Consider the following 14,806-nt stretch of genomic DNA (forward strand, 5'->3'; position numbering starts at 1 on the left):
GAACCCCTCGCTGGAAGGGAGTGCAAAGATAGGCGGATTTCTCGAGCAGGCAAGGGCCCTTGTAAAGAAAAGTGGCAGATAAACCGCCCATGTTCTGCTAACTCGTCTCATTATCAGGGGAATTAGTTTTGACAATTCCTTTGCCCTAATCCCTCCTTATCTTTAGCTGTAACCGTTTTTGGCCTGTTTTCTGGAAAAGAGACCAAAAACGGTACTTACTTACTTACTTACTTACTTACTTACTTACTTACTTACTTACTTACTTACTTACTTACTTACTTACTTACTTACTTACTTACTTACTTACTTACTTACTTACTTACTTACTTACTTACTTACTTACTTACTTACTTACTTACTTACTTACTTACTTACTTACTTACTTACGCAGAAGGATTACAATGGAGCTCATGGGACTTCTCCCCTCTTTGTCATCCTTAAAGGATATCGGCGGCGAGCTAGACAGGCTTAAGCATTAGAGCAAACAGCTTCTGTGTGCTCATTATGAATCGTTATTTACATTAACATTCCTTTTCTCAGCTTTTACCACTATAGGCTACTTGCGAAATGCAATAGGGATTTGTCCAGAAAGTGAACGAGGAAAGCAAAGAGGCAAAGAGAAGTTCTGCTTAAGCTATGAACAATCGAATGAAGTAGAAAAGCATATACAAACCACCTAGAAAGCAAAAAGGCGTTTAGCAATTACTTACCTCGCGCCCCTTCAATTCAATATCCAATTAGTCGTTTTTAGCCTCTTTTCCAGAAAACGGGCTAAAAACGACTGCTAAGGCCAATCCCTTTTCATGGTCAGCTTTATAAGCCGATTCTTCCAGAGTGATAAATTGAGGACGAGCCATCACACTAAATCAAGACTTGAAGTAATAAAGGTTTATGTTCTTCCTCTATATCTAATGTAGGAAGGTGAACCAACTCTATATAAAGAGAGCGGCCACCTTTAAGAAGGTGGCCGCTCTCTTTATATAGTATGTGTAATGCGTTTACTTTAATAAGGTACTCTTTCTATCTGGTCCTACACTAATGATAGTAACTGGCACTTCTAATTGTTCTTCAAGATAGGCTACGTATTCCAGCACAGCTTTAGGGAGGGCGTTGTAAGATTCATACGTTCTCAACTCTTCCTTCCATCCTTTGAATGACACATATACAGGAGTGATGGAGGTCTTATCTAAATCATGCGGAATCTGGTCTGTGATGGTACCGTCTGATAATTGATAATGGGTGCAGACTTTAATCTCATCAAACTCATCCAGTACATCAGCCTTCATCATGTTGAGTTGGGTTACGCCGTTAAGCATGATGGCGTATTTCAAGGTAGGCAGGTCAATCCAACCGCAACGTCTAGGACGCCCGGTAGTGGAGCCGAATTCTCTGCCAGCCTGCCGAATCTGTTCTCCTACTTCATCCAGCAACTCGGTAGGGAAAGGACCGCTGCCTACGCGCGTGCAATACGCTTTGAAGATGCCATACACTTCGCCAATGTTTCTAGGCGCTACTCCTAGGCCAGTACAGGCCCCGGCCACCAAAGTATTAGAAGAGGTCACGTAAGGGTAGGTACCGAAGTCAATATCCAGCAATGATCCCTGCGCCCCTTCTGCCAGCACCTTTTTGCCGTCTTTTAATGCCTGGTTGATCATATACTCAGAATCTACCAGGGTAAACTGCTTCATGAAGGCCACCGCCTGGAAGAACTCCTGCTCCACTCCTTCAATGTCCAGTGACTTTTGGTAGAAAGAAGCTATTTTCTCATGGCGGGCGACAGTGGCTCTGTATCTGCTTTCAAAATCATCTGACAGGATATCTCCTACGCGAAGGCCACTTCTGCCAATCTTGTCTTGATAGGTTGGCCCAATCCCTTTTTGCGTAGATCCAATCTTAGACGTGCCCAGCGCTTCTTCAGAGATTCTGTCCAAGCTCTTGTGCGAAGGAAGAATCAGTTGTGCCTTTTTAGAGATGTACAGGTTTTGGGTAGCGTCTACGCCGCGGGCAGTGAGTTTCTCTACCTCGGTTCTGAACACAATTGGATCCAGAACCACGCCGTTGCCTATGATATTGGTGATGTGCGCGTGGAAGATGCCAGAAGGAATCTGATGCAAAACGTGCTTGGTGCCTTCAAACTCCAGGGTATGCCCAGCATTGGGACCACCCTGAAAACGGGCTACTACATCATATTGAGGTGCTAAGACGTCAACAATCTTACCTTTTCCTTCATCGCCCCACTGGAGGCCTACTAGAATATCAACTGGCATTTAGTTTGATGCTTTAAGAAGCTGAAGGGCGTTCGCCTCATCTTCAGCAATGGTGAATATAGCGTTAAGCTTGGTGATGATTAATAGTTTACGAATGTGCTCAGACGGGTTGATCAATACCAACTCGCCGCCCCGGTTACGGAACTTGGTGAGCAGGGAGACCAATACGCCAATACCGCTACTGTTAATAAAGCGCACGTTGGACAAGTCCACGGCAGAAAGCAGCAAGGCGTCATCAATGGTGGTATTGGCAATGTCCATGAGGCGTTGGGTGTCTGGTCCCCCAATCAAATCCCCTTCCAGCTGGATCACCAGCACATCATCCTTTAAGGCGTGTTCAATTTTCATTGCGTAGGCGCATTTAGTTTTGCCTGACAGTCGCCGCAGATACCATACAGGTTGAGGGAATGGTGCAGGATGTTGAAATTAAGCAGCTCCCCAACCATGGTCTGAATGTTGTGTACCCGCGGGTCACAGAACTCAACCACTTTATGGCAATCCGTGCAAATGACATGGTCATGTTGCCGACGGCCGTACGACTTCTCATACTGGGCCAGGTTACGGCCAAACTGGTGTTTACTTACCAGGTCATTCTCTACCAGCAGGTCCAGGGTATTATACACCGTGGCCCGGCTTACCTGGTAGTTCTTGTTTTTCATGCTGATGTAGAGAGACTCCACATCAAAATGCCCGTTGCGGGAATAAATCTCTTCTAAGATAGCATATCGCTCCGGGGTCTTTCTAAGACCTTTGCTCTCCAGGTAGGCGGTAAAGATTTTTTTTACCTCCAAAAATTTCGCTTCATCTAACGCCATAGCTACTGCAAACATACTATATAATATGGAATGGTGGGTAGTCCTATCACAAAGGATTCTTGCTCTACCCCTGTCCACTAAGTACTAATAAGTATTTTGAGAGAGAAAATGTTTCCTAATGCCACAAAACATATAGTAAATGATATATTTGCACTTTGTTAATTAAAAATATCAATACAACACTACTAATTCCCTTTATGAAAAGAATTACTTTGATCCAAAAGATGTGGTCGCCTGTAGCCCTTGGTCTGGTGGCCTTGGTTTCTGTGAATGCACAAGCCGGCACTACTGAAGGCACCGCCCCCAAAGACGCTCCTAAGACTGAGACTATTCTACTGGCCTCTAACGCTACTGCTGCCAAGGCTCCTGGTTTAACCCTTACTTATAGAGAGGCAACTTCTTCCTATAAGCCCTTTTCTGCCAAACGCGCTCCACAGGCAGCGGTTACTGCCGGCGTAGGTGAATTGAAAATTGGGTACGTAGTTGCCATGAAAGGCTCAAAACCAAACGGCATGTTTGGCCCTATTTCCGCTACTTTTGACAAAGCCCTTAACGTGGAGCTGGGACCTGGTGTGATCAGCGCCGGTGCCGGACTAAGCTTTGCCAATTGGAGTGATGATGAATATGAAATTGAATCTAGCCTAACCACGATTGTTATCTCTCCAAGAGCTACCTATCACTTGGACTTGCTACAGAATGACAATCTTGACCTATATGGCGGTCTGGCCTTTAACTTTGCCATTGCCAACTATTCAGCAGAATATACCGGCAATGATCCAGACGTTAAAAAGTATTTCCAAGACGTTGACGAAAGCGACACTGACTCAGAACTGGCCCTCTTGGCTGGTGCCACCTATTACTTCACTGAGAAGTTTGGCGGTTTCTTAGAAGTGTCTACAGGCGACTGGAACAGAGCTTCTCTGGGTGTTGCCATCAAATTCTAAGCATAGCTCATTATAAAATAAAGAGGCCGGCTCAAATTGAGCCGGCCTCTTTATTTTATAGGATAGTCGTTTTTAGCCTAATTTCTGGAAAACTGCCCAAAAACGCTTCAGTTGCCTTTTCTAGGTGTCAAAGCGGTCTACGCTCAGCACTCCGTTCACTCTTGACAAGCGTTGAATCATCTTTTCCAAGTGGGAGGTGTCATTCACGAACACCATCAAGTGGCCCTCAAACACGCCGTCATTAGAGTCAATGGTGATGGAGCGCATGTTCACCTTCAGGGAGTTGGAGATGATCTTGGTCACGTCATTCACCAAACCAACCCTATCAGTTCCCTTAATCCTGATACCCGCCAGGAAGGACAGTTCCTGCTGCTCGGTCCATTTGGCTTTGACAATACGGTGCCCATAGTTAGACATCAGCTCCACCGCCTTGGGGCAGGTGGTTCTGTGAATGGTAATGCCCTGGTCTAAGGTCTGGAAACCAAACACGTCATCTCCCGGAATGGGATTGCAGCAAGTGGCCAGCGTATAGTCAATGCGGTCCGTGTCTCCGCCTATTACTAGCAGGTTGGCGTTCACTCCTCTAATCTTCTGCACTTCCTTGTCAAAAGAGGAGTTTTCCAGAATAGAAGCCGGTCTGTAGTTCTCGCTTCTAGGGTTGAAGATATGCTCTTTCACCTCCTTGAGGTCTAGCATGTCAATGGCCACTCTATAATAAAGGTCCTGCAAGGTAGAGGCGTTGAAGTAGGCCGCCAGTCTGTTCAGATTGGCGGGGGTAGCCTCCACTCCTATCTGTTGCAGGCGTTCTTCCAGCTTGGCTCTTCCTTCTTCAGACTTGCCTTTTCTTTCTTCGCGCAGGAATTCTTTGATCTTGGCGCGGGCCTTGGAAGTGGTTACAAACTTGAGCCATTCGTCTGTGGGCTTTTGCTTCTGCGAAGTAAGAATCTCTACCTGATCGCCGTTGTGCAGCCTAAAACTGAGCGGCACCAATTTCTGGTTTACTTTGGCGCCCAGGCACTGGTAGCCTATCTGGGTATGTATCTCAAAGGCAAAGTCTAAGGCGGTGGCTCGGTCTGGCAGAATAATCAACTCGCCCTTGGGTGTAAACACAAACACCTCCTCCACAAACAGGTTGGTCCTGAACTCATCCAGGAACTCCAGCGCATTGGAATTGGTCACCTCCAGCATGTCCCGCACTTTGTTAATCCAGTTGTCTAGGCCAGATTCTGCGGCCGAGGGGCTGCCGGTTTTATATTTCCAGTGGGCGGCATAACCACGCTCGGCTATGTCATCCATGCGCTTGGTGCGTATCTGTACTTCTACCCACTGCCCGGCCTTGCTCATGACGGTGGTGTGCAACGCTTCATACCCATTGGCTTTGGGCGTGCTGATCCAATCGCGCAGGCGGTCTGGGTTAGGTTGGTAAAAGTCTGTGATGATGGAGTACACGCGCCAACAAGCAGGCTTCTCATTCTCATACGGCACGTTCAAGATGATCCGGATGGCGAAGAGGTCATAAATCTCCTCAAAGGTCACATTTTGCTTCTTCATCTTCTTCAAGATGGAGTAGATGGACTTGGGCCGACCTTTTACCTCAAAATCTGTGAAACCCTGACGGCGCAGTTCTTCTTCAATGGGATTGATGAAGTCATAGATAAACTTGCTGCGGGCAGTCTTGGTCTGGCGTATCTTGTTGGAGATGAACTTGTACGTCTCAGTGTCAGTGTACTTGAGATGCAGGTCTTCCAGTTCAGACTTAATGGCATACAAGCCCAGGCGGTGCGCAAGAGGTGCGTACAGGTACATGGTCTCAGAGGCAATCTTCAACTGTTTGTCCCGGGCCATGCTACCCAGCGTCCGCATGTTATGCAGGCGGTCGGCTAGTTTGATTAGAATCACGCGCACATCATCAGAGAGCGTGAGCAGCATCTTCCGGAAGTTCTCTGCCTGCTGAGACGTACCGTACTCAAAGGTGCCGGAGATCTTGGTCAGGCCTTCAATGATGCGCGCCACTTTAGGCCCAAACTCCCGCTCAATGTCATGGATTTCCATGTCGGTGTCCTCTACCACGTCATGCAACAGCGCCGCAATGATAGAAGTAGTACCCAGGCCAATTTCTTCTACGGCAATCTGCGCCACCGCCAAAGGGTGCAGAATATACGGCTCGCCAGATTTGCGGCGCATGTCTTTGTGCGCCTCCAGAGAGGTGTTAAAGGCCTTCTTTATAATCTTGGCGTCATTGTCTTTTAGAAAAGGCTTGGCATGACGAAGCAGTTTCCGATAGTGCCGCAGTATTTCTTTCCGTTCAGCTTCGTGGTCAATCATAGTGTATGTGTATCAGAATACGCCCAAAAGGTACGTTGGAAAGGCCGTTCTGACATTATTTTAAAAATTTTAACAAAAAAAGCGAATCGCTCTTGCATATACAAAACAGTTGTTGCTACATTTGCATCACAATTACGGAACACCAACACATAATGCGGATGTGGCGAAATTGGTAGACGCACTAGACTTAGGATCTAGCGCTGCGAGGCATGGGGGTTCGAGTCCCTCCATCCGCACTAGAAAAACCCTCAATCCCAACCGGGGTTGAGGGTTTTCTTCTTTTAACACTGTACGTACCTAAATAATTACAGCCTTGAATATCACGTTAAATCAAACCGACGGCAACAACGCCAGCCTGAAAGTAAGCCTGCAAGAAGCAGACTATGCTGCCAAAGTAGACGAGCAAATCAAAGAATACAGCAAGAAAGCCAACATCAAAGGCTTCCGCCCGGGCAAGGTTCCAGCTGGTTTGATCCGTAAAATGTACGGCAAAGGCATCTTAGTAGAGTCTATCAACCAGTTGTTGCACGAGTCTGTGAACAACTACATCAAAGAAAACAAACTGCGCATCTTGGGTGAGCCCCTTCCAGAGCGTCAGGACGAAAACGCCATTGACTGGGACACCCAGAAGGAGTTTGAGTTCAGCTACGCGGTAGGTTTACTGCCTGAGTTTGAATTGCCATTGGACAAGGTGTCTGTAGAGAAATACAACATTGAGGTAGACCAAACTACCGTTGATGAGGCGTATGAGCAGATGCAGAAGCAGTTCGGCAAAACCACTAACCCAGAAGTATCTGAAGCCAATGATTACCTGTACGGTGATTTGAAGCAGATAGAAGGTGAGTTTGAGACTAAGACGTTGCTTCCTTTAAACAAGGTAGTGGCCGGTGCTGACCAATTTGTAGGCGTGAAACCAGGTGACACCATCACGTTTGACATAAGAGAAGCCTTTGGCGATGACGCCGCTTTGGCCCACGTAACCGGCTTGAGCAAAGACGTTACCAAAGACCTGAACGGCCAGTTCACGTTCACGGTAGAGAAAATCAACCGCACCGAGAATGCCGACATGGACCAGGAGTTCTTTGACAAAATCTTCGGGAAGGACAATGTGACGTCTCAAGAAGAATTTGACGCCAAAGTACGCGAGGTCATCAAAGACAACTATGACCGTGAGGCTGAGAACGTATTAGACCGCACGGTGATTGATCAATTGGTAGATAGCGCTTCTATTGACGTGCCGCAGGAATTCTTCAAGCGTTGGTTGACCGTGACTAATGAAGGCAAAATCACGCCAGAGCAGATTGACGAGTTCTATGACCAGTACTTGAAAGAGTTGAAGTGGTCTATGATCCGTAACAAAGTGGTAGAAGACAATGACATTACAGTAAGCAACGAGGATGTAGTGGACAGCGCCCGTCAGAAGATGATGGCCCAGTTCAACATGCCAGAAGTTCCTGCTGAGATGGAAGAGACGTTCAACAACTTCCTGGACAACCACTTGAAGCAAAACAACGGCCGTAACTTTGTGAATGAGTACGAGGCCCTGGTTGCTGAGAAGGTATTGGCCTTTGTGAAAGAGAAAATCAAAGTAACGGAGAAAACCGTTTCTGCTGAGGAGTTCCGCAACCTGGTTGCCTAGTCTCTTTAGACCTTATTTATAGAAAAGTCCTTACCACTTGGTGAGGACTTTTCTGTTTTATAAATTTTGTTTAAAGCTCAAGATTACCACAAAATGAGGAACAGTAAGCCAATTATCTCCACTCGCTCGCCTCTGGCGAGTGTGGGTTACGCACGGCGTCCCGCCGATTCTAGACCTATCCTTGCTGAGTCTGTAGCGGCCAGAGGCCGCCGGTAACCCACACTCGCCAGAGGCGAGCGAGTGAGAGGTCAACAAGCATACTACGCATTATGTATTTACACATCCTGCTACTTGATACTCACTACCTGATACAACCTCCCGCCATAATGGCAGGAAAAAGTTAAGAATCGTTTTTGGCCTGATTTCTGAAAAAGAAGCTAAAAACGGGCAGTCTGCACTTTCTTATTGGCAGATGCTTGTAACCTCACTCCTTCTTTTTAAGTTAAGGCCTTTAAATAGAACCTGTATGTACAATAAAGACGAATTCAGAAAATTTGCCGTGCACGGCTTAGGCATGAGCGGCCTGGGCGTTGACCAATATTTGACGCATCTGGAAAGCTCCACGCGTTTCCAGCCAACTAGTATGACGCGTTCTGTAATTGAAGAGCGTCCTACCAACTTTAGAGAGATTGACGTATTCTCTCGCTTAATGGTAGACCGTATCATCTTCTTGGGTACGCAGGTAGATGATTATATCGCCAACATCATCACGGCTCAACTTTTGTTCCTGGAGAGCGTGGATGCCAAGAAGGACATTCTATTATACATCAACAGCCCGGGTGGTTCTGTGTATGCCGGTTTAGGTATCTATGACACCATGCAGTACGTGCAGCCAGACGTGGCCACTATTTGTACTGGCTTGGCCGCCTCTATGGGTGCGGTGTTGTTATGCGGTGGTGCTAAAGACAAGCGTTCTGCATTGCCTCACTCCCGCGTCATGATTCACCAGCCAATGGGTGGTACCCAAGGCCAAGCCTCAGACATCGAGATTACAGCTCGTGAAATCCTGAAGCTGAAGAAAGAGCTGTATGAAATCATCTCCAGCCACAGCGGCAAGACTGTGGAAGAGGTAGACAAAGACTCTGACCGTGACTACTGGATGATTGCCCAAGAAGCCAAAGAATACGGCCTGATTGATGAAGTTTTGCTTCGTCACAAAGCGTAATCACTATATTTAGCATAAAAAAAGCCTGCCCACCAGCAGGCTTTTTTTATGCCCCGCGTCAAACGAAAAAACCGCTTTTTGGTTGCAGGCGCTTAGCTTTCAATCAGATACAGAATATCCTATATTTTATAAACCTCTCTAACACAGCCTGTTCCTTAAGCCTATTTTAGTGCCTTGTTGAAAAATTTCTAGCTTCTTGCCTTTCCAATTTTGTAACTTTGCTTTCATGGCACCAACTCACATGGTGTTTTGTTGATCCTTCATAAGTATATGGCAGAAATTACGTGCTCCTTTTGCGGCAAGAATAAGAAAGAAGTCTCTGTGATGATTTCAGGCATTAACGCGCACATCTGTGAGCGTTGCATTGGTCAGGCCCAGCAGATTTTAAATGAGGAAAACCGCTTACGTGCCAACAACCGCACGCCCAAGTTCAACCTCATGAAGCCGCGCGAAATGAAGGAGTACCTTGACCAGTTTGTAGTAGGTCAGGACGAAGCCAAGAAAGTGATGTCCGTGGCGGTGTACAATCACTACAAGCGTTTAATGCAGAAGCCCAAGGCTGATGACGTAGTGATTGAGAAATCCAACATCATCATGGTAGGTGAAACCGGAACCGGTAAGACCTTCCTGGCCCGTATGCTGGCTGGCACGCTTCAAGTTCCATTCTGTATTGCAGATGCCACCGTGTTAACCGAAGCCGGTTACGTGGGTGAAGACGTAGAAAGCATCTTAACCCGCCTTCTACAAGCCGCCGATTACAACGTAGAAGCCGCCGAGCGCGGTATTGTCTACATTGACGAGATTGATAAGATTGCCCGCAAAAGCGATAACCCTTCTATCACCCGCGATGTGTCTGGTGAAGGTGTGCAACAGGCCTTGTTGAAATTGCTGGAAGGCACCACGGTTAACGTACCACCGCAAGGCGGACGCAAGCACCCAGAGCAGAAGATGATTTCTGTGAACACAGAGAACATCCTGTTTATTTGCGGCGGCGCCTTTGTAGGCATTGACCGTTTAATCAAGAGCCGCTTAAATACCAAGCCTATCGGGTTCTCTAAAACGTCGCTAGATGATAAGGTAGACACCGAGAACTTCCTGCGTTACATCACGTCCCAAGACTTGAAATCCTTCGGGTTGATTCCTGAGTTGATTGGCCGTCTGCCTGTGGTCACCCACTTGAACCCGCTGGACAACGACACGCTTCGTCTAATCCTTACCCAGCCTAAGAACTCTTTGGTAAAGCAGTACAAGCGTCTGTTTGAAATGGAGAACATCACACTGGAGTTCTCTGAAGAAGCCCTAGCTTACATCGTGGAGAAAGCCGCTGAGTACAAGTTAGGCGCCCGTGGCCTGCGCTCCATCTGTGAAGGTATCATGACCGACGCCATGTTTGACCTGCCCACCGACCAACAAGAAGGCGGTGACTTGGTAATCACCTTAGATTACGCCCGCGAGAAATTTGAGAAATCATCTTTGAAGCAACTAAAAGTTGCCTAAGAGCAATAGATACCAAAAACAGAAAGGCCTCTCTTTGAAAACAAGGAGAGGCCTTTCTGTTTCTAGATAAGACCGTTTTTGGCTTGTTTTCTGGAGAAAAAGCCAAAAACGGTCTTTAGGTACGTTAACTCCTTCCCCTCTTTTGTCATCCTGAAAGGATTTTGGTGGCAAGCTGTAAAGGCGCTTACAAAAAGTCACCTCCCGCAAGTTTTAGCGAAGCGGCAACTTGTGGGTAGCTTATGAGCAAGTTTACAAACTTGCCTGGTTCTGCATCTGAGGCACTTAAGCTGAAAACTTGCACCATATTTAGCTACAAGGATTAAGCAGGAAAATGTGTTTTCGGGCTGTTTCCCAGAAAAGAGGCCAAAAACGACGGTAAGATTATTTCTCCTTCAGGTAGTCTACCATCAATTTGGCGGCAGTCTCTGAAGTATTGAAATCTCCTATATGACTTTTCACTTCGGCGTACCCTTGTATCTGTGCCTGACGGCCTTCGGGATTTTGCAGAACATTCTTGAGTTCGCGCACCAGGTTCTGGGCATTCATGTCGCCTTGAATTAACTCCGGTACCACTTTTTTATTGGCAATCAAATTCACCAGAGAAATGTACGGTACTTTAATCACCGCTTTGCCAATCATATAAGAGATGTTGCTGGTACGGTAGCAGACCACCTGCGGCACGTTAAACAAGGCTGTCTCTAACGTGGCAGTGCCAGAAGTAACCATGGCGGCATCAGCGTGGGCTAAGACGTCATAGGTCTGGTCATAGACAATCTTGATATACGGCTCCCGGTTGAAGTTCTCATAGTATTCTCTGGAGAAGTTGCTCACCGCGGCTACCACAAACTGATAGTCCTGGAACGCCGGCAAAATGCTGAGCATGATGTAGAGCAGGCTTTCTATCTCCTGCTGACGGCTACCCGGCAACACGGCAATGATAGGACGGTCATCTAAATTATTGTCAGCCCTAAAATTCTGATTGATGGTATGCGCATTGACGGCATCTGACACCGGGTTGCCAATGTAATCCGTGTCATAGTCAAATCGCTTGTAGAAATCCTTCTCAAAAGGCATGATGACAAACATGCGGTCCACCAACCGTTTGATGTTGTGCACGCGTCCCTGGTTCCAGGCCCAGATTTTAGGAGAGATGTAATAGAAGACTTTGATGCCATGCGCTTTGGCGAACTTGGCAATGCGCATGTTAAAGCCGGCGTAGTCTACCAGAATCACCACATCAGGCTTGTATTGCAGTAAATCCTGCTGACACTCTTTTAAGAAACGTCTTATCTTTAAGATATTGGTGGCCGCTTCTAAAAAGCCCATGAACGCCATCTCCTGGTAATGCTTTACCAGTTCAGCGCCAGCGGCTTCCATCATGTCTCCGCCCCACGCCCGCACGTGCGCCTGCGGGTCTTGCAGGTGCAATTGCTTGATGAGGTTAGAGGCATGCAAATCACCGGAGCGCTCTCCGGCTATGATGTAGTATTTCATCTGTTGACAGTAATCAGGGAGCAGTAATCATTAATCAGTTACCAGTAAACAGAACAAAGAATTTTTTCTGTGAGACAAAGGCGAAACAGCGAAATGTTGTCTTATTTTCTGATAACTAGTTACTGATAACTGCTAACTGAATAAGTTTATTCCCCAAAGTACTCTACGAAGTTCCGGGGAGTCTCGTACAGCTTCAGGCTGTGTAATTGTGCTTTTGAAATGCCCGCTATCAAGGGAGCCAGGATATTCCAGAACTCCATCACCAGGTTCTCCGTGCTGGCCAGTTTGCCTTCCATGAACGGCACGTCCATGTTCAGGTTCTTGTGGTCCACTTTCTCTATGATGTTCTTCCGGATGAGGGTGCTCAGTTTCTTCAAGTCAATCACGAAACCGGTGTCTGGGTCTGGTTTGCCCTTCACGGTCACAATTAACTCATAGTTATGCCCGTGCCAGTTGGTGTTGGCGCAAGGGCCAAACACCTCCTTGTTCTTAGACATAGACCAATTTGGATTGAACAGCTTGTGGGCTGCGTTAAAATGCTCTAACCTGCTTACGTATACCATTAACTGAATCGGTAATTCTTTCTACGCAACAAATATACGAAGAAAGGTACACCAAAGAACGATGTCACAATACCAACCGGCATTCCGGCCGGCGGATACAGCAGTCTGGACAGAATATCACACAAAACCAAGAACAAACCACCCGCCAAGGCGCAGAAAATCAGGTTAAACCGATTGGTAATCCCCAATACTGCCCGGGTTACATGCGGAATCATCAAACCCACAAACCCCACCGGCCCTGAAAAAGCCACGGCAAACCCTGTTACCACAGAAATAGCCAGCAACATAACCCAACGAAGCTTGCCTACCTCCACGCCTAGCGTCTCGGCGCGCTCTGCTCCTAGCAACAGAACACTCAGATGCTTTTGCAAAAACTGAAAAATAATCAATCCTGCTATTAGCGCCGTTGCCGGATAACCCAAGTTGGTCCAATCTGCTTTCTCAAATCCGCCCATGCTCCAGAAGACCACAGATTTTAACTGGCTTTCTGAATCTGAAAGGAACATAATCAAACTCACCAAGGCCGTAAGCAAAGAACTCAAGGCCACGCCTACCAATAACATCTGACTGGGAATCAACTGTCCACGTCTGGAACCTAGAATGACTACTACTAATGTTACGGCAAAAGAACCTACTAACGCAAAAAATGGCGGCAGATATAATCCCATTACCGTGAATTCTGTCAAGAAGAAAAGGCTAAAAGATGCGCCTAGCGAAGCACCAGAGGCGGTACCCATTAGATAGGGGTCTGCCAAGGCATTGTTCACTAGCGCCTGCATCAAATAACCGGCGAACGCCAAAGAGGCTCCTGTCAAAAATGCCAGCAGTAATCTAGGCAAACGCAAATGTACAATACTGTAATGCGCAGAATCTTCGCTGTTATAATGAGTGAGTGCTTCCCAGATGAGGCTATAAGAGGTTTCAATACTGCCCACCTTGAGCCCCAGAAAAAACCCAAAGACCAGCAACAATACTACTGCCAGCAAAAGAACAAGGGATTTTCTCACCGGAGTACCTGCTTAAGTTCCTGAATGCTTTCTATGACTCTAGGCCCGGGTCTGGACATCAAATCATCCGTTACCTCATAGATGCGTTTGTTCTGATAAGCTTTGATGCGCTTGAGTTCTGGGTACAAGGAGAAAAACTCCTTGTCATACTTTTCAAAGGTCCCTCCTAGGATCACGTCTGGGTTCAATTGCAGAATATATTCCCGCGTCAAGGCCGGCGACTGCTGGGCCATCACCTCAGACACGGCATTGTCGGCGCCCAGGTAGCGGAGTTTGTCAGTGAAGATGGTATTGTGCCCGAAGACATAGATTGGGTCCTTCCAGATGATGGCCAGCACTTTGGGATGCTCCTGCAGTTCGGCAGTGTCTTTGGAAAATGCCTGTAGTTTCTGTTGCAATGAATTCACCACCTTAGCAGCTTGGTTCTCACGTTTTAGAATCCTGCCCAAGTCCTTCAAGCCCCTCAATACATCAGACACAGAATCAAAGGCCTGAAAATACACCGGTATGCCCATCTTCTGAATTTGGGCAGCTACTTCTAAAGAAATGATGCCTTCGGTGGCAAAAACGGCGTCTGGTTTTAAAGTCAGCAGGCGCTCATAATCCATGGGGTAATTGTTTACCACGGGTTTGGTCAACGCCATTGCCGGATAGTCACAGTTTTGAGTTCGGCCTATAATGGAAGCGGTGTCGGCCACGGCGAACAGCATCTCGGTCATGGCGGCGTCGAGTCCCATGATGCGTTTGGGCTGCGTGGGTAAGGTCACGCTTCGGCCCAGGTCATCTTTGATTGTGTAACTGCTCTTTTGGTTGGGTGCTTTGGCTGGTTTTGACTCGCAGGATGCTAGTGCCAACAGACACAGGCCCATTAGAAAAGTGGAGAGAAAGACAGATAGATTCTTAGAAACAGTCACGCTGGTATAAAGGTGATAAGAAGCCAAAGGTACATTTTTTGCCCGAAGCCACGACAGCCTCCTCCCCATCCGTTTTTGGCTTGTTTTCCAGAAAATAACCCAAAAACAATAATGCGACAACACGGCCAGAAACCTGTCGGAGGAAAAGTTTCGTACCTTTGACCAGCATTCACTCT

General features: G+C 47.0%; 12 protein-coding genes and 1 tRNA gene. 5 read left to right on the forward strand and 8 right to left on the reverse strand.

Annotation, left to right across the window (positions count from 1 at the left end; all coding sequences use genetic code 11):
* Positions 1-998: 998 nt before the first annotated feature.
* The 3 genes from GU926_RS06370 to GU926_RS06380 are packed head-to-tail and all read right to left on the reverse strand — an operon-like array spanning position 999 to position 3,082.
* Positions 999-2,267: an adenylosuccinate synthase gene (locus GU926_RS06370; RefSeq protein WP_160690107.1), complete on the reverse strand. Its 1,269-nt coding sequence runs from the start codon at positions 2,265-2,267 to the stop codon at positions 999-1,001.
* Positions 2,268-2,615 (reverse strand): STAS domain-containing protein, encoded by a 348-nt coding sequence (locus tag GU926_RS06375; protein WP_160690109.1) that lies wholly within the window; start codon positions 2,613-2,615, stop codon positions 2,268-2,270. It abuts the gene before it with no gap.
* Positions 2,612-3,082, reverse strand: a complete 471-nt coding sequence (locus GU926_RS06380) for a Fur family transcriptional regulator (RefSeq protein ID WP_160694638.1) — start codon at positions 3,080-3,082, stop codon at positions 2,612-2,614. The genes GU926_RS06375 and GU926_RS06380 overlap by 4 nt, the downstream gene beginning before the upstream one ends.
* A gap of 197 nt (positions 3,083-3,279) precedes the next feature.
* Here GU926_RS06380 and GU926_RS06385 point away from each other — a divergent pair, with 197 nt between their 5' ends.
* A complete protein-coding gene (locus GU926_RS06385) occupies positions 3,280-4,026 on the forward strand; it encodes an outer membrane beta-barrel protein (RefSeq protein WP_160690111.1) in 747 nt (248 codons plus the stop codon).
* 120 nt (positions 4,027-4,146) lie between these two features.
* Here GU926_RS06385 and GU926_RS06390 read toward each other — a convergent pair whose 3' ends face one another.
* Positions 4,147-6,351 (reverse strand): RelA/SpoT family protein, encoded by a 2,205-nt coding sequence (locus tag GU926_RS06390; protein ID WP_160690113.1) that lies wholly within the window; start codon positions 6,349-6,351, stop codon positions 4,147-4,149.
* Between the two features lie 154 nt (positions 6,352-6,505).
* Between GU926_RS06390 and GU926_RS06395 the strand changes: the two genes are divergently transcribed.
* The 4 genes from GU926_RS06395 to clpX all read left to right on the forward strand — a co-directional run bounded on the left by GU926_RS06395 (position 6,506) and on the right by clpX (position 10,652).
* Positions 6,506-6,587: transfer RNA gene (locus GU926_RS06395), tRNA-Leu, on the forward strand.
* Positions 6,588-6,664: 77 nt separating this feature from the next.
* Positions 6,665-7,990 carry a trigger factor gene (tig, locus tag GU926_RS06400; RefSeq protein ID WP_160690115.1) on the forward strand — a complete coding sequence of 442 codons (1,326 nt, stop codon included), beginning with the start codon at positions 6,665-6,667 and terminating at the stop codon, positions 7,988-7,990.
* Positions 7,991-8,456: 466 nt separating this feature from the next.
* Positions 8,457-9,155, forward strand: coding sequence for a ClpP family protease (locus GU926_RS06405; protein WP_160690117.1), 699 nt, complete (start codon positions 8,457-8,459; stop codon positions 9,153-9,155).
* Positions 9,156-9,425: 270 nt separating this feature from the next.
* Positions 9,426-10,652, forward strand: coding sequence for an ATP-dependent Clp protease ATP-binding subunit ClpX (clpX, locus tag GU926_RS06410; protein WP_160690119.1), 1,227 nt, complete (start codon positions 9,426-9,428; stop codon positions 10,650-10,652).
* Positions 10,653-11,033: 381 nt separating this feature from the next.
* On the opposite strand, the gene lpxB is transcribed toward clpX, so the two are convergent.
* The 4 genes from lpxB to GU926_RS06430 all read right to left on the reverse strand — a co-directional run bounded on the left by lpxB (position 11,034) and on the right by GU926_RS06430 (position 14,657).
* A complete protein-coding gene (gene lpxB, locus GU926_RS06415) occupies positions 11,034-12,146 on the reverse strand; it encodes a lipid-A-disaccharide synthase (RefSeq protein WP_160690121.1) in 1,113 nt (370 codons plus the stop codon).
* A 146-nt stretch (positions 12,147-12,292) separates the two neighbouring features.
* Entirely contained in the window at positions 12,293-12,709 is a 417-nt protein-coding gene (locus GU926_RS06420) for a 6-pyruvoyl trahydropterin synthase family protein (protein ID WP_160690123.1), read from the reverse strand.
* Entirely contained in the window at positions 12,709-13,695 is a 987-nt protein-coding gene (locus GU926_RS06425; RefSeq protein ID WP_160690125.1) for a FecCD family ABC transporter permease, read from the reverse strand. The genes GU926_RS06420 and GU926_RS06425 overlap by 1 nt, the downstream gene beginning before the upstream one ends.
* Positions 13,696-13,712: 17 nt before the next feature.
* Entirely contained in the window at positions 13,713-14,657 is a 945-nt protein-coding gene (locus GU926_RS06430) for an ABC transporter substrate-binding protein (protein WP_232058451.1), read from the reverse strand.
* Positions 14,658-14,806 lie beyond the last annotated feature (149 nt).

Origin of the sequence: Nibribacter ruber (assembly GCF_009913235.1) — a bacterium.
In the GTDB taxonomy this organism is placed as follows: Bacteria; Bacteroidota; Bacteroidia; order Cytophagales; family Hymenobacteraceae; genus Nibribacter; species Nibribacter ruber.